Below are 14,414 nucleotides of genomic sequence, written 5' to 3' on the forward strand. Positions count from 1 at the left end.
GCCTACCCTGAGCGTCCAGATACTCTGGAGGGCAGGGGTGGGAATTCCAAATTCCCAATTCCTAATTCTTCATTAAAACAGTCCGACTCCCCACAGATCGTGAATATGAAGGACGCCCTCTATCCGGGCATTTTCATCGCAGACCATCAGCGACGTGATGCGCTTCTCCTCCAGTAGCTTCAAGGCCGCGGTTGCGAGCTCGTCAGAGCGGATGCAGACGCCGCCCCTGTGCATGACCTCCCCGGCCGTTCGCGCCAGCGGATCGGCGTCCCGTTCCATCAACCGCCTGAGATCACCGTCGGTGACGACGCCCAGCAGGTGGCCATCGCCGTCCTGGACGGTGGCCATACCGAGCCCCTTGCGGCTCATCTCGTAAATCACGTCCTTCATGGCGGCATCCTGTGCGACTCGGGGGACGTCATCCCCCGTGTGCATCAGCTCTCCCACCGTGATAAAGCGTTTGCCCAGTTTGCCGCCCGGGTGAAGGCGCGCGAAGTCGTCTTCCTCGAACCCCTTCTTCACCGACACGGCCATCGCGAGTGCGTCGCCCAGGGCGAGGCTGGCCGTTGTCGAGGCCGTCGGCGCAAGGTTCATCGGACAGGCTTCCCGGCGCACGCCAACGTCGAGATGGAGATCTGCCGCATTGGCCAGCGGAGAATCAGGATTCGACGAGATCGCGATCAGGCGAACACCGATGCGGCGCAGCACGGCCAGGAGTTCGAGAATCTCCTCGGTGGCACCGGAGTTGGAGATAGCTACCACGAGATCGCCTTCAGCTACCATCCCGAGATCGCCGTGGATCGCCTCAGCAGGGTGCATAAACAGGGCCGGCGTTCCTGTGGAGCTCATGGTGGCGGCGATTTTGCGCGCGATGATCCCCGATTTTCCCAACCCCGTAAACACAACGCGGCCGGTAATACCGGCCAGGAGATCGACCACCTCGTCGAACGCCTCGGGCAGGTTTTCCTTCAGATTGCGGATCGCGTTGGCCTCGGCCTCGAGAACCTCGCGTGCCACTTCACGGCTCATCCTGCCACCTCCCGAACGGCGGTGGAAACCGCTTCGAGCTGGCCGACTAAACGGTCGAACTCGTCGAAGGAGAGCTGCGTGGTGGCGTCGGAGAGCGCCTCCGGTGGATTCGGGTGGACCTCGATGAAGAAACCGTCCACTCCGGCACCGGCGGCTGCCCGCGAGAGGTAGGGATGGAACTCGCGTGCGCCGGCTGTCGCGTGGCCGAGCCCTCCCGGAAGCTGCAGTGAGTGCGTCGCATCGAAGATCACGGGTGCGAATTGGCGCATTACCGGCAGACCGCGCATGTCGACGACGAGGTTGTGATAGCCGAAGGTCGATCCCCGTTCGGTCAGCATAACCCGTTGGTTGCCGGTTGCGGTGATCTTGTCGACTACGTTGGACATGTCCTCCGGAGCCAGGAACTGTCCCTTCTTGACATTGATCGGCAAACCGGTCTCGCCGCAGGCGTGCAGCAGGTCGGTCTGGCGGCAGAGAAAGGCCGGCACCTGAAGGACGTCGACCACCTCCGCCGCGACGGCCGCCTGGTCTGGATGGTGGACATCGGTGATCACCGGCAGGCCGGTCGCCCGTTTGACTGCCTGGAGGGCCTCGAGGCCGGCTTTTTCGCCAATGCCGCGAAAGCTCGACTCCGCGGAGCGGTTGGCCTTGTCGAAGGAGGACTTGAACACCAGCGGCACGCCGTGGCGCTCGGCAATCTCGCGAATCCTGCTCGCGACCTCAATGACGAAATCCAGCGATTCGATGACGCACGGTCCGGCGATGTAGATGGGCCTCGCACCACCGCCGATCGTGATGCCGTCTATCAGGTCGAAGCTCTCGATCGTCATGGGGGAAGTTTAGCACCCGCCTTCAAACGTTTGAACGTTAAACGTTGAACGTTCTAACGTTAGGAGATCAGGCCTCCAGCGGCTCCCGTACCGATTCCGCGACGGATTCGCCAGCGTCGATGACCTCGTCCACGTCGTCCTCGGCCGTTGCCGCAACCTCGGCGACCTCGTCGTCGGTGGCCTCTTCGGCGAGGCGCCGGTTTCGGTACTCGACCGCGGCACCGATGAACGAACTGAATATCGGGTGCGGATCGTACGGTCTCGACTTGAACTCGGGATGGAATTGGCAGGCTAGGAACCACGGATGATCCTGCAGCTCGATGACCTCAACGAATATGCGGTCCGGCGACTTCCCGCTCACCACCAACCCCTTCTCCTCGAAGAGCGGCACGTATTCAGGGTTGACCTCGTAGCGATGGCGATGGCGCTCCCACACCTCGTCCGACCCGTACATATCCCATGCGTTGGAGCCCGGCGTCAGGCGACACGGGTACTTGCCGAGGCGCATGGTGCCGCCCATCTGGTCGACCCCGACCAGCTCGCGCATCTTGTAGATGACCTTATAGGGTGGCTGGCTCACGAACTCGGTGGAGTGGGCTCCGGCGAGGCCGCAGACATTGCGGGCAAACTCTACGATCGCAGTCTGCAGCCCGAGACAGATACCGAAGAACGGAATCTTGTGGCCGCGTGCGAACTCGATGGCGCGGATCATGCCCTCGATTCCCCGCTTGCCGAAACCGCCCGGCACGAGGATCGCGTCGACCTCGAAGAGCTCTCCAGGATAGCCGGAACCCTCGAGGTCCTCCGAGTCGATGAAAGCCAGATTGGTCTTCACTCCGTTGGCGAGGCCACCGTGGATCAGGGCCTCGTTCAGCGACTTGTAGGAGTCGGCCAGGTCCACGTACTTGCCGACGATACCGACCGTGACCTCTTCGGTGGCGGCTCTGGTTGCGTCGACGACCCCGCGCCAGCGACTGAGATCGCGCTGACCCTTCGGGAGGTTGAGCATCTCGAGCACGATTTCATCGAAACCCTCTGCCGCGAGCTTGAGCGGCACGTCATAGATCGTGTCCGCGTCCTGGGCCGGGATCACCTGCCGCTTTTCGACGTTGCAGAAGAGGGCGATCTTTTCCCGCAAATCCTCCGGCAGCGGCCGGTCGACCCGACAGAGCAGGATGTCGGGCTGGATGCCGATCTGCAGGAGGCCTTTGACCGAGTGCTGGGTAGGCTTGGTCTTGAGCTCGTCGGAACCCTTGATATAGGGAACCAGGGTGAGGTGGATATTGAGGACGTTGCCGCGTCCCGCCTCGGAGCGGAACTGGCGGATGGCCTCGAGGAACGGCAGGGACTCGATGTCGCCGACCGTGCCACCGATCTCGACGACCACGAAATCGACGTCTCCACCGAGAGCGCGGATGCCGTCCTTGATCTCGTCGGTGATGTGCGGGATCACCTGAACAGTCTTGCCGAGGTAGTCCCCGCGGCGCTCCTTTTCGATCACTGTCTGGTAGATCTTACCGGTGGTGAAGTTGTTCTTTTTGGCCATCGTCGCCGAGGTGAACCTCTCGTAATGACCGAGATCAAGGTCGGTCTCGGCTCCGTCGTCGGTGACGAAGACCTCGCCGTGTTGGAAGGGTGACATGGTGCCCGGATCGACGTTGACGTAGGGGTCGATCTTGAGCATCGTGACCGAGTAGCCGTGAGCCTCCATCAGCGCCGCCAGAGAGGAGGCCGAGATGCCCTTGCCCAGGCCCGAAACAACGCCCCCGGTGAAAAACACGTACTTTGTCGCCATCTCGACTCCTCCTGCTCAATCTTCGTTGATGATCTTTTCGACACGCTCGAGATCCTCCGGCGTGTCCACCCCGAAGGCCGCTTGCGGCGCGTCGAGAACCAGAATCTCGATTCCGTTTTCCAGGGCCCGCAGCTGCTCGAGCCCTTCAGCCAATTCGAGCTCTGACGGTGGCAGCGACACGAAATCCGCCAGAGCATCCCGTCGGAAGCCGTAGATTCCGAGGTGGAGGCGCCACATCTGCCACGCCACCTCGCGATGGAGGGGGTATGGGATCGGCGAACGCGAAAAATAGAGTGCACGGCCCCGGTGATCTCGGACCACCTTGACCGCATTCGGGTCCTCGACCCGCTCCGCTTCAAGCGGGCGGCACAGGGTCGACATCCGGAATGACTCGTTCGCCAGGAGACCTTCGACCAGAACGTCGATGTTGTCGCCGGCGAGCAGCGGTTCGTCTCCCTGGACGTTGACCACGATCTCCCACTCGTCGCGGTGTGCAATGGCTGCCGCCACCCGATCGGTTCCCGAAGGGCACTCCCCGGTCATCACCGCTTCAGCGCCCGCCGACGCCGCCGCCTCGGCGATCCGCGCATCATCGGTGGCGACGATCACGTGATCGACCATGGTCGCCTCGGACGCACGGCGTACGACGTGCACGATCATTGGCTCGCCAGCCAATTCCGCCATCGGCTTCCCCGGAAACCGCGTGGAGGCCCAACGCGCCGGAATGACGGCAACCGTACTCGAACCGCTCTGTCCCATCCTGTGTACCGATCCTATTGGGCGACCCGATCGAAGTCAAGAAAGGTGATCCAGATTCGTACAATCGTTTGTCATAAATTGTTAAATAACTGATTTAAAAACATTTCTCTAGATTTGCTGGTCTTTATACTCTCTCCACATCGGTTCCATCGATCCAATTGTGCCTTCGAGAGCGCAATAGTGAGGACGACTTGATGATTTAGCGAAAAATTGATACAAACAACTGTATGAATTTAACGACCCGTGAACGACTGCTTCACTCCGCGACCCGCCTCTTCGCCGACAACGGCTACCGGGGAGCCTCGGTGCGCGACATCTGCAACCTTGCACGCGCCAATCCCGGCGCGGTGTCCTACCATTTTGGCGGCAAGCGACAACTGTACCGGGCGGTTTTGCGTCGGGCTGCCGCCACTCTGGCCGAAATGGGGCCACCGACGAACGACGGGAATGATGATCGCGAGACCATCAGCGTGATCGACGCCCTTCGACGGTTCCTCGATCGCCTGCAAACCGACGACGCCATCGCCCGCCTCCTGTTGCGGGATCTTGCGGATGGCGGAACGGTCGCCGTCGAATCACTGACCCCTCCCCTGCGGACGGCATTCGAGCGTCTCGCGGCGTCGCTGGGGCACGGTGACAACCCGCGCGCCAGCGGCGAGGGCAGGCTCCTGTTTCTCAGCCTCGCGGCGCCTCTGTTCCTCCTGACCGCCGCCTGGCCTGTGGTGGCCCGCGCCCTCGAGCTCGAGCTCGATCAAAAAGAAACGCTTCTGACGGAGCTCGTGCAACGAACCCTCGCATCCCACGGCGGGGTCGATTTGCTCTGATGCTAAATGCTGGATGCTCGATGCTGGACACTCGATGCTGGATGCTCGATGCTCGATCCACCCACCCCTTTTGGACCGAATGCACATCGAGTTTGGAGTGTCCGCGTGATGTTTAACGCGATGGCTCGCTACAGCATCTGCTCGGTGACCTCGAAACGAACACCGCGGGCGGCCAGGTAGTCGAAGATGTAGAAGAAACACTCCTCGTTGCGCCCGACCAGTTCGGGCGGCGACAGGCCGGGATCCGGGTACAGCCCCTCAGCCAAGGCGTTGACCATGGCCGTACAGGTGTAACCGGTCGTACGAGCCATCGACGTGATGTTCGACTCGGAGTCGTAACGATCGAGCAGGTCGTACCGCCGCACCACGTGCTCGCCCTCGACCAGGCCCTCCACCTCGACCCGCAACACAGTCAGATCCTTGTCGCCTTCGTCGAGCTGCCACGCGGGAATCAGGAGCTTCGCCGTGAGGTCGACCGGCCGCACCGGCACCCCCTCGACCTCGAGCGACTCTTCGCTGAAGAATCCGATGTTGGCCAACATGCGCATGCTTTCCGAATGACCCGGATAGCGCAGTGTCTTTTCGATCATGTCGGGGACCTTCGACGTCTTGAGAAGTGTCCGCAAGCCGTCGGTATTGAAGGCCTCGAGGGTCCCGATCTCCTCAAAATCGAGGTGCTCGACCTCTGTCAGAGCGGGCATGGTGACAATTTCGCCGTTCACCTTGAACCGGGCCGGGCGCGTGTACTCGGCAATGACGTCGATCGGCGAGAATACCGCCTTGTACTCGTAGGGCCAGTGCCGTGCCACCGGCAACCCGCCGACGTAACACCGGAATGCGTCGACCCTTTCCCAGGAAGCCTCGATTCTTCCGAGAATCAGGCTCGAGCTGCCGGGCGCCACTCCGCAGTCCATCACCGCGGTCACACCGCGGTCCGTGGCGAGCTGGTTGAGCGACCAAGGTTCCTCTTCGAAGAACGAGATGTCGACCACGTCGACGCCGGTCTCGATCACCCGGCCGAGAGTCGCAAACCCCATCGGCCCCGGCACCGCACCAACGGCAATATCCTGGCCGGTGACCAGACGAGCGATCTCGCCCGGCGCTGCGAGGTCGGCACGCTCGATCGTCACTCCGGGGATCGTGGAAAGAGATTCGAGCGCATTCTGCGACAGGTCTGCCGCCGTGACCTCGAAGCGGCCGCTGTCGGCCAGGTCTTTGACGATCGCCTCCCCAACCCTGCCGGCTCCAAGTACGATGACCTTCATTCCAACCTCCGGTGGGAAAGGTTATACCACCCGGCTTCGCCCTTGGGGCTCAGCAGGAATACGTCCACCCAACCACCCGATACTGGATGCTCGATGCTGGATGCTGGATGCTCGATGCTGGATGCTGGATAGTAGGCGCGGTGGTCCAATCGAAGGAAAACTCGTGAGATCGGGGGGGAGCGAATGAAGCAAGCACTGTCCGAAGACGCGGCAACGACACTCGACACCGTGGCAGATATTCTTCTCAGAACCTTCTTCATCACCATCGGGGCGATGATCTTCACCTGGGTGGTGTGGCTCGTTCTGGGAGATGTTGTCCACTCGATTCACGCTCGCCTGTTCGACATCACGAGGAAGGAGTTCGATCTCTTCTTCCTCTACTCGATGACGGTCATGAAGGGCCTGAACCTGATCTTCTTCGGCTTCCCGTTCGTCGCCATCAAGTGGCACCTCCGGGGAAGGCGTCCGTAGAATTCCGAAGATCTCACAGGATTCAGATCTGGGAGGGATGATGACCGGGGAAGACAGGGCACGACGAATCGTCGTCCTCACCGGTGCGACTCGTGGCATCGGCCACGCGCTGACGAATCAACTGATCAAGCTCGGCCACACGGTGGTTGGATGCGGGCGATCGCCGGCCGAGATCGAAACACTTGGCGCATCCCATGGCCCCCCACACCGATTCGATAGCGTCGACGTCGCCAAATGGGATGAGGTCGCGGACTGGGCGCAAGAAGTGCTCTCCCATATGACGCCACCAGACCTGCTGATCAACAACGCGGGCGTCATCAACCGAAACGCGCCGTTGTGGGAGGTGCCGGCCGATGAATTCTCGAAGGTCCTGGACATTAACGTCGGTGGCACCGCCAACGTGATTCGCGCCTTTCTGCCGGCGATGATCGCCAACCAACGCGGGGTCATCGTCAACATGAGCTCCGGTTGGGGACGTTCGACGGCGCCCGAGGTCGCGCCTTATTGCGCCAGCAAGTGGGCAGTCGAAGGCCTGACCCAGGCGCTCGCGCAGGAGCTGCCGCCAGGGCTGGCCGCGGTGACCGTCAGTCCCGGGATCGTCGACACCGACATGCTGAGGAGTTGCTGGTCGGACTCGGCGGCCAGCTGCCCCTCGCCGGAAGACTGGGCCCCGGCGGCCGCCGACTTCCTCTTGGCGCTTTCAAGCAGAGAAAATGGCCGGTCCCTATCGGTTTAAAATAAAATAGGCAGGTGATTCACGTACTCAAGGTGACCGCGAACGCTCGGGATGCAGGCGGTTCCGACGCGGAACTCCGGCACACCCTGATCGTTTTCGTCGATTGTGAGGATGAAGGATCGGCCTACGCGCCAGCGGATGCCTACCTTCGCAGGACCGGCTGGCAAGACATCGAGCTCGTGAATTGCAGGGCCCTGCCGCCTGCGGCCGCGGAGAAGCTCGACCAGTCGCTCCGGGACGCCTACCAGGATGCGGATTCCCGCGGCGTCTCCGCTGTGCTTCTGAAATCATTCTGAACCTAAATTTCCGGAGTCCGTACTGTTTCGTGAGGTACGGTCTATTCGAATCTCTGCAATAATCACCCACGAGGGCTGCGGAGAGTCCGGAATTCCTGATGATCTGTCCGAAGTGTTCGAGTGAAATGAGTGAGGAAACGCGCGGAGGGATCCGCTTGGACCTCTGCGGCGTGTGTTTCGGCGTCTGGTTCGATGGCGGTGAACTTGAGGCCCTCAATGCTGGAGGTGGCTCGTCACGTCTCAACGATGTCCCGGGACGGAACTGTTGTTTCGAGCCCACCGGCAGTTCGGCTCACGTGAAGTGCCCGCGCTGCGAGCGTGACATCCTCCGTACCGGGAAGATCGGCAAGCACGCTGTGATGCGATGTACCTCGTGCAAGGGCCTTTTCCTGCCGAACGCCAACGCTCACTTCAAGACCCGCGAGATCGGCATCCTCGATTCGGCTATCGGCGTCCTCGAGGAGATTGTCAGCTCCCTATTCTGATCGGGTTTTGTGCACGTCCAGGAGCAGCTGGCGCACGGACGCGCGATCGATCTCCAGCCTGCGAAATCGTAGAAAGCATCCGATCCATTACTATTCGACCGGGACAACGGCCAACGCGAGGAGAACGCCATGAGTGCTTCGGAGCGTTTCAACCACATCGGATCCCAGTTCGCGGTCGATGATGTCGAGAAGGCGGTCGGGTTCTATGCGGCCGCCCTCGGCTTCAAACTGGACTACCTCGACGGCGACCCACTGCACTATGCCGTCGTCTTTCGAGACGAGGTCTACATCCATCTCTGCCAACCGCAACCGCCGGAATTTCCCGCTGGCAGCGGGCGCGCCTTTGTTGCAGTGTCAGGCGTCGACACGATCTGGAAACGCGTCCGTTCGGAGACGCCGAACGCCATCGAGCAGCCGATTCGGGACCTGGATTACGGCCATCAGGTTTTGTTCAGGGTATTTTCGGTCTCCGATCCGGCCGGGAACACACTGCGCATTGGCGAGCCGCTCCGAGACCGATTACCGAGCTGTGATTGAATAGACGCTGACAGAACCGGGAGCACTCATGGAACCTGCCGTTCTCGACGAAATCCAGCGTATTTTCCGCTCTGCCGGCTTCGTCGCCGACCTCGGTATCGAGCTCGAGTCGGTCGGCGATGGCGAGTGTGTGACGACCCTCGATCTCAAGGACCGCCACCTGCAGCAAGACGGCTTCGTTCACGCAGGAGTTCTCGCTGCGATCGGCGATCACACAGCCGGCGTAGCTGCCGCAACCATGTTGCGGGATCGCCGGATGGTGCTGTCGATCGAATTCAAGCTCAACCTTCTTCGCGCCGCCAGGGGAGAACGCCTCATCTGCCGCGCGAAGGTTCTGAAACCGGGTCGACAGCTGTCAGTCGTAGAGTCGGAGGTGTTCTGCGTGAGCGCTGGTGAAGAACGCATGGTTTCAAAAATGACCGCCACCATGGCCTACGTCGAACCCTGAGGTGGCACCCCTGAATCCGACTCCACTCGAACGGCCACGCCTCAAGGTGTGTTGCATCACGAGTGTGGAGGAGGCGGAGGTGGCAATCCGGTATGGGGCGGACGCAATCGGCCTGGTGTCGGAGATGCCGAGCGGCCCGGGAGTGATTCCCGATCACCTCATTGAGGAAATAGCGGCTCGAACTCCTCCCGAGGTGGCCACCTTCCTCCTCACCAGCAGCCATGAGGTCAACGCCATCGTCGATCAGCAGCAGAGATTCCGGGTCGATGCCATCCAGCTCTGCGACGCATTGCCGCCAGAGGCCCTCGATCAGCTACGATCGGCCATCCCGGGCACCTCGATCGTCCAGGTGATTCACGTGGTCGGAGAGAAAAGCCTTGGCCAGGCGATGTCGGCGGCCGGGACGGTCGATGCCATTCTGCTGGACTCGGGTGATCCAACGAAGGCTGTCAAGGAGCTGGGAGGAACCGGACGGACCCACGACTGGGCTCTCAGCCGGGTCATTCGCGAACAGGTGGGCATTCCAGTGTGGCTGGCCGGCGGTCTCACATCCGATAACGTCGCTGAAGCGGTGCGGACGGTGCGGCCTTTCGGTGTCGACACCTGCACCGGGTTGCGAACTGACGGTCATCTCGACCAAGGGAAGCTGACCCGCTTCGTACGTGAGCTCCTCGTGGCCGGAGGTTCAGGTTGAAGATCATACCGTCGTCAGGCGGCACCTACATTGTGTTGGTCGAACTCGCCGCACCGACAACGATCACGATCGGCAAGCTCGGCGACCTCTCGCTGATCGCCGGCTTCTACGCCTACGTTGGAAGCGCGCACGGACCGGGAGGCCTTGCGGCGCGCCTGCGGAGATACGACGTCGGACCGCAACGGCTACACTGGCACATCGATTATCTGCTCGCAAAGGCCGACCTCACAGGAGCCATTTTCCGGGCCGACGCGGAACGACGTGAATGTTCCTGGGCACAGTGGGTCGCGGACCAAGCGCAAGACCGCGTGCCGGGTTTCGGTTCGTCGGACTGTCGGTGTGCGAGTCACCTCTTTCTGATTGGAGGCGCCGAAGAAATGCGAGAGATGACTCGTGCATGCGGATGCCAGTTGAAAGCACTCGCCACGATTGGGGCTTGATGATGTCATTCGGTGGAAACAAACTCGCGACAGGAGGTGTCACGTGAACGTCCCCTGGCTGATTGGTGGTCTGCTGTCGGTGCTGATCGGGCTCACGCACTCCATTCTTGGTGAGAAGCTCGATCGGCGCCTGAGCCGACAGGAAAAATGATGAAACCTGCCCCGATCAAAGAGGAAATCACGATTGGCGATCTCGAGAGGGTCGACATGAGAGTCGGCACCATCGAATCGATCAAAGAGGTTCCGAGCTCGAAGAAGTTGATGAAACTCGCCGTCAACTTCGGCGACCACTCGAGGACCGTTCTCGCCGGCATCAAACGGGAGCGCCAGAACCCGGCCGACATTGTCGGGCTCCAGGCATTGTTCGTTGTCAATCTTCCTGTCCGGAAGATGGCGGGTGAGGTTTCCGAAGGCATGCTCTTGGACATCGGATATTCGGACGGCCTGACACCCGCGCTGGCTGTGCCCGAGCGGGCTGTGCCCGACGGCTCGAGGGCCGGCTGACACGAGTCGTTTCTCGATACGGACTCGACGATCACTCCGACCATTTCCGACGACGCTGTTACCATTGCGTCATGTTTGAGACCATCTTGAAAATCGTGGCAGGCTTGGCTGCGCTCGGAATAATCGTCCTGGTTCTGGTTGCCGTCGTGTCCGGACTTCGATCTTCGGTCAAGGCGCTTGGCGACGACGGGGGACAGAATGACACCCCGGACGTCGAATGAGACCTGACTCGCGGTAGAGAAGCCAGCCGCTTCCGGACGCTTGCGAACGGGCAGGGTGTTCGACAACCGGGCGCTTCCGGACGTGACCAGCGGCTGCGGGGCAGATTGATCTTTGGAGAAGCAAATGGAGTACCACTTCGGCCGACTGATCGACCATGTCCACCTGGTCGTGTCCGATCTCGAAGCCAGCAAGACCTTCTATCGTGCGGTCCTTCAATCGCTGGGCCGCGACCTTTCGGGCGAGGGTGACGGCTATTTCCATGCTGACGAACTTTTCGTCACGCCCGGCGAACCAACGAGTCATGTCCACCTCGCCTTTCAGGCTAGAGATCACGACGACGTGTTCCGGTTCTATCGGGCCGCCCTCGAAGCCGGTGGCACCGACAATGGACCTCCCGGTGAGCGTCATTACCACCCCGGGTATTTCGCGGCATTCGTTTTCGATCCGGACGGCAACAACATCGAAACCGTGCACCACGGTCCGGCCCACCGATCGGTGGAGGACGTGGTCGTCGTCCCGAGCGTCTCTGAATGACAGAGGAGGAAATATGGAGCAGCTCGTCTTCAAGGGATCGTGTCTGTGCGGAGGCGTGGCCTACGAGCTGAGCCCGCCCTTCGTCTTCTTTCACCACTGCCACTGCAGTCGCTGCCGGAAATCCTCGGGCTCGGCGTTCAGCGCCAATATCCTGGTCAAAGCCAACCAATTTCGGTGGACCCGAGGAGAGGATTTGATCGGCCGGTGGGAGCTGCCGAAAGCGCAGTACTACTGTACCGGCTGGTGCACGGCCTGCGGCTCGAAGCTGCCCTGGGAATCGCGCAACAAGAAGGGATTTCTTGTCCCGGTGGGTAGTCTCGACGACGACCCGGGGTGTCAGCCCGAGAAGAACATATTCTGGGCCTCTCGAGCCCCATGGTACGCCGAACCCGCCGACCTGCCGACCTTCGACGAACACGGTTGACGGAATAGCGTCTGATTTCGGTCGTAGTCCTGTAAAGGGAGGCGGACCATGCAACAGGACCTCGAGCACCTGAAGCTGTTGTGGATATTTCACTACGTGGACGCAGGCATGACCGCGATCTTTGCCTGCATTCCGTTCCTGCATTTCTTCATGGGCCTTGCGCTCGCAACCGGCGTGTTCTCCGACACCGGTCCGGAGGCGAGACCTATTGGCATGGTCATGATGGCGATCGCCGGTTTCTTGATCCTCGCTGGATGGACGCTGGCGATTCTCATTGCATTCGCCGGCCGCAGCATCCAGACCCGAAGGCGTTACACCTACTGTCTGGTGGTGGCCGGCATCAACTGCATTTTTCTGCCGATCGGAACGGTTCTCGGCGTATTCACAATCATCGTCCTGTCGCGCGATTCGGTGAAATCCCTGTTCGGTCACGCACCACTCTCGACTGAAGTTCCCGCGGAGATTACGCAGAAGAGCTGACGCGAACAGCCCAACTCAGGAGCCCGGTTTTCGGATCATGGTGACTCAGAAACACCTCATCGTAGGAATCGCGGTTCTGGTGGCGCTCCTGCACTTCCCCATCGGGTCGGGCTACGCCGGTCCCTGGAGGCCATTCGTCACCGGGTATCTCATCGATATTCTGTTGCCCTTCGCCATGTACCTGCTGCTCGGCACGGTACGGGTCGAGGCGCTCCGCCATTGGTGGGTCCGGGCCTGGATCGTGTTTGCCGTGGGCGCCACCTCCGAGATGCTGCAATATTTCGGTCTGCCGATTTTCGGGCAAACATTCGATCCACTCGATTTTGCCGCTTTCGCAGTCGGCGTCCTCGCCGGACACGTGGTTGAAGAGCTCATCGTGTTCAGGCTGCCGGTGGGCCGGCACGACTGACTATCTGGGAGAATCACCCTGTGAAGGCCATCCTCGACGTCCACTACGAACCGACCATCGCCCATGCGGCCTGTGTCGTCTTCGAGCATTGGTCCGACGAACGTCCGGTCACCACCCATCGCCTTCAGGTGCCGGGAGTCCGGCCCTACCGCCCAGGGCGCTTCTTCGAGCGTGAGCTGCCGCCGCTCCTCGCCATTCTCGAGGCAACGAATGAGAATTTCGATCACATCATTGTCGACGGGTACGTCTACCTCGAGGACGATGCCGTTGGACTCGGCGGCCGTCTCTACGAGTCACTTCCCCGCTCCTGTGCAGTCATCGGTGTCGCGAAAAAACCGCTCGCGATTGCCGACCAATTCGAAGCCATTCACCGGGGCCGCAGCTCCAAACCGCTTTTCGTCTCCGCTATCGGATTGGATGCAGGAGCAGCGACCACGGCCATTGCCAGCATGCACGGGCCCCACCGGATTCCAACCCTCCTCCATCTCACCGACCGAATCGCCCGAGGTAATTGACACCCTTCCGGTCCGCACATCTTCCTTTTGCCCTTTCTCCTCTTCTCCTCCTCCCCTCTGCCCCCGCTCTCCCTGTACACTCTCCCGATGTGGAACGAGCGCTTTTCCGAACCCGGCTACGCCTACGGCAAGGATCCGAATCGATTTCTTGAATCGGTGGCTCATAGAATTCCGGCCGGGCGAGTCTTGAGCCTGGCCGAGGGCGAAGGACGCAACGCGGTCTACCTCGCCGGCCTCGGATATCAGGTCACCGCCGTCGACGCTTCAACCGTCGGGCTGGCAAAGGCCGAATCGCTGGCCGAAGAACGCGGTGTCGATATCGAGACCGTGTATGCGGATCTCGCTGCCTACGAGATCGGGCCCGGCGAGTGGCAGGGAATCATTTCCATTTTCTGCCATTTGCCGCCGCTCGTGCGGGCGGCTCTCCACGAACAGGTCTTGCGCGGGCTTGCACCCGGCGGCGTTCTCATCCTCGAGGGCTTCACACCGCGTCAGCTCGAGTACGGCACTGGCGGGCCGAAATCCAGAGACCTGTTAATGGACCTGAACGTCATCCGGCAGGAGCTGCCCGGCCTGCGTTTCGAGGTTGCACGCGAGGTCGAGCGTGAGATCACCGCAGGCAAGTACCACGGCGGCATCGGATCCGTGCTGCAAATCCTGGCCGTCAAATAGCCACCCCTTGTAAGGCATCCTGAGTATTTCCACGCCAGGGCTGGC

22 protein-coding genes are annotated in these 14,414 nt (G+C 61.2%); 17 read left to right on the forward strand and 5 right to left on the reverse strand.

All coding sequences use genetic code 11. The features are described 5' to 3' along the window. Positions 1 to 72: 72 nt before the first annotated feature. From LJE93_14940 to kdsB, 4 genes are all read right to left on the reverse strand, one after another. Positions 73 to 1,029, reverse strand: a complete 957-nt coding sequence (locus LJE93_14940; GenBank protein ID MCG6950207.1) for a KpsF/GutQ family sugar-phosphate isomerase — start codon at positions 1,027 to 1,029, stop codon at positions 73 to 75. Next, positions 1,026 to 1,859 (reverse strand): 3-deoxy-8-phosphooctulonate synthase, encoded by an 834-nt coding sequence (gene kdsA / locus LJE93_14945; GenBank protein MCG6950208.1) that lies wholly within the window; start codon positions 1,857 to 1,859, stop codon positions 1,026 to 1,028. The genes LJE93_14940 and kdsA overlap by 4 nt, the downstream gene beginning before the upstream one ends. A 67-nt stretch (positions 1,860 to 1,926) precedes the next feature. Beyond that, positions 1,927 to 3,654, reverse strand: coding sequence for a CTP synthase (locus LJE93_14950; protein MCG6950209.1), 1,728 nt, complete (start codon positions 3,652 to 3,654; stop codon positions 1,927 to 1,929). 15 nt (positions 3,655 to 3,669) lie between these two features. Continuing rightward, positions 3,670 to 4,413 carry a 3-deoxy-manno-octulosonate cytidylyltransferase gene (gene kdsB / locus LJE93_14955; protein MCG6950210.1) on the reverse strand — a complete coding sequence of 248 codons (744 nt, stop codon included), beginning with the start codon at positions 4,411 to 4,413 and terminating at the stop codon, positions 3,670 to 3,672. Positions 4,414 to 4,640: 227 nt separating this feature from the next. Here kdsB and LJE93_14960 point away from each other — a divergent pair, with 227 nt between their 5' ends. Then, entirely contained in the window at positions 4,641 to 5,237 is a 597-nt protein-coding gene (locus LJE93_14960; GenBank protein ID MCG6950211.1) for a TetR family transcriptional regulator, read from the forward strand. A 128-nt stretch (positions 5,238 to 5,365) separates the two neighbouring features. Here the strand turns inward: LJE93_14960 and LJE93_14965 are convergent, their stop codons facing one another. Continuing rightward, on the reverse strand, positions 5,366 to 6,502 hold the full coding sequence (locus tag LJE93_14965) for a saccharopine dehydrogenase NADP-binding domain-containing protein (protein ID MCG6950212.1): 1,137 nt from the start codon (positions 6,500 to 6,502) through the stop codon (positions 5,366 to 5,368). A 183-nt stretch (positions 6,503 to 6,685) separates the two neighbouring features. Between LJE93_14965 and LJE93_14970 the strand changes: the two genes are divergently transcribed. The 16 genes from LJE93_14970 to LJE93_15045 all read left to right on the forward strand — a co-directional run bounded on the left by LJE93_14970 (position 6,686) and on the right by LJE93_15045 (position 14,369). After that, entirely contained in the window at positions 6,686 to 6,973 is a 288-nt protein-coding gene (locus LJE93_14970; GenBank protein ID MCG6950213.1) for a hypothetical protein, read from the forward strand. A 37-nt stretch (positions 6,974 to 7,010) separates the two neighbouring features. After that, on the forward strand, positions 7,011 to 7,709 hold the full coding sequence (locus LJE93_14975; protein MCG6950214.1) for an SDR family oxidoreductase: 699 nt from the start codon (positions 7,011 to 7,013) through the stop codon (positions 7,707 to 7,709). Between the two features lie 14 nt (positions 7,710 to 7,723). Further along, entirely contained in the window at positions 7,724 to 8,005 is a 282-nt protein-coding gene (locus tag LJE93_14980) for a hypothetical protein (GenBank protein ID MCG6950215.1), read from the forward strand. A 98-nt stretch (positions 8,006 to 8,103) separates the two neighbouring features. Continuing rightward, entirely contained in the window at positions 8,104 to 8,490 is a 387-nt protein-coding gene (locus tag LJE93_14985) for a zf-TFIIB domain-containing protein (protein ID MCG6950216.1), read from the forward strand. A 129-nt stretch (positions 8,491 to 8,619) separates the two neighbouring features. Further along, on the forward strand, positions 8,620 to 9,027 hold the full coding sequence (locus tag LJE93_14990; protein ID MCG6950217.1) for a VOC family protein: 408 nt from the start codon (positions 8,620 to 8,622) through the stop codon (positions 9,025 to 9,027). A 28-nt stretch (positions 9,028 to 9,055) separates the two neighbouring features. Next, a complete protein-coding gene (locus LJE93_14995) occupies positions 9,056 to 9,475 on the forward strand; it encodes a PaaI family thioesterase (protein MCG6950218.1) in 420 nt (139 codons plus the stop codon). 10 nt (positions 9,476 to 9,485) lie between these two features. Then, the gene (locus tag LJE93_15000; GenBank protein ID MCG6950219.1) at positions 9,486 to 10,169 is read left to right on the forward strand and encodes a phosphoribosylanthranilate isomerase; all 684 of its coding nucleotides are present in this window, start codon (positions 9,486 to 9,488) and stop codon (positions 10,167 to 10,169) included. Continuing rightward, positions 10,166 to 10,609 (forward strand): GIY-YIG nuclease family protein, encoded by a 444-nt coding sequence (locus LJE93_15005; GenBank protein ID MCG6950220.1) that lies wholly within the window; start codon positions 10,166 to 10,168, stop codon positions 10,607 to 10,609. Before LJE93_15000 ends, LJE93_15005 begins: the two co-directional genes overlap by 4 nt. Positions 10,610 to 10,759: 150 nt before the next feature. Then, on the forward strand, positions 10,760 to 11,113 hold the full coding sequence (locus tag LJE93_15010; GenBank protein ID MCG6950221.1) for a tRNA-binding protein: 354 nt from the start codon (positions 10,760 to 10,762) through the stop codon (positions 11,111 to 11,113). Between the two features lie 71 nt (positions 11,114 to 11,184). Then, the gene (locus LJE93_15015) at positions 11,185 to 11,334 is read left to right on the forward strand and encodes a hypothetical protein (protein ID MCG6950222.1); all 150 of its coding nucleotides are present in this window, start codon (positions 11,185 to 11,187) and stop codon (positions 11,332 to 11,334) included. Positions 11,335 to 11,458: 124 nt separating this feature from the next. Further along, the gene (locus LJE93_15020; protein MCG6950223.1) at positions 11,459 to 11,869 is read left to right on the forward strand and encodes a VOC family protein; all 411 of its coding nucleotides are present in this window, start codon (positions 11,459 to 11,461) and stop codon (positions 11,867 to 11,869) included. Between the two features lie 13 nt (positions 11,870 to 11,882). Continuing rightward, positions 11,883 to 12,293 (forward strand): GFA family protein, encoded by a 411-nt coding sequence (locus LJE93_15025; protein ID MCG6950224.1) that lies wholly within the window; start codon positions 11,883 to 11,885, stop codon positions 12,291 to 12,293. Between the two features lie 48 nt (positions 12,294 to 12,341). Further along, positions 12,342 to 12,773 (forward strand): hypothetical protein, encoded by a 432-nt coding sequence (locus LJE93_15030; protein ID MCG6950225.1) that lies wholly within the window; start codon positions 12,342 to 12,344, stop codon positions 12,771 to 12,773. Between the two features lie 37 nt (positions 12,774 to 12,810). Further along, a complete protein-coding gene (locus LJE93_15035) occupies positions 12,811 to 13,182 on the forward strand; it encodes a DUF2809 domain-containing protein (protein ID MCG6950226.1) in 372 nt (123 codons plus the stop codon). Positions 13,183 to 13,202: 20 nt separating this feature from the next. Beyond that, positions 13,203 to 13,697 (forward strand): endonuclease V, encoded by a 495-nt coding sequence (locus LJE93_15040; protein MCG6950227.1) that lies wholly within the window; start codon positions 13,203 to 13,205, stop codon positions 13,695 to 13,697. A gap of 87 nt (positions 13,698 to 13,784) precedes the next feature. After that, positions 13,785 to 14,369: a class I SAM-dependent methyltransferase gene (locus tag LJE93_15045; protein MCG6950228.1), complete on the forward strand. Its 585-nt coding sequence runs from the start codon at positions 13,785 to 13,787 to the stop codon at positions 14,367 to 14,369. Positions 14,370 to 14,414 lie beyond the last annotated feature (45 nt).

This window comes from Acidobacteriota bacterium (assembly GCA_022340665.1).
Lineage (GTDB): Bacteria > Acidobacteriota > Thermoanaerobaculia > Thermoanaerobaculales > Sulfomarinibacteraceae > Sulfomarinibacter.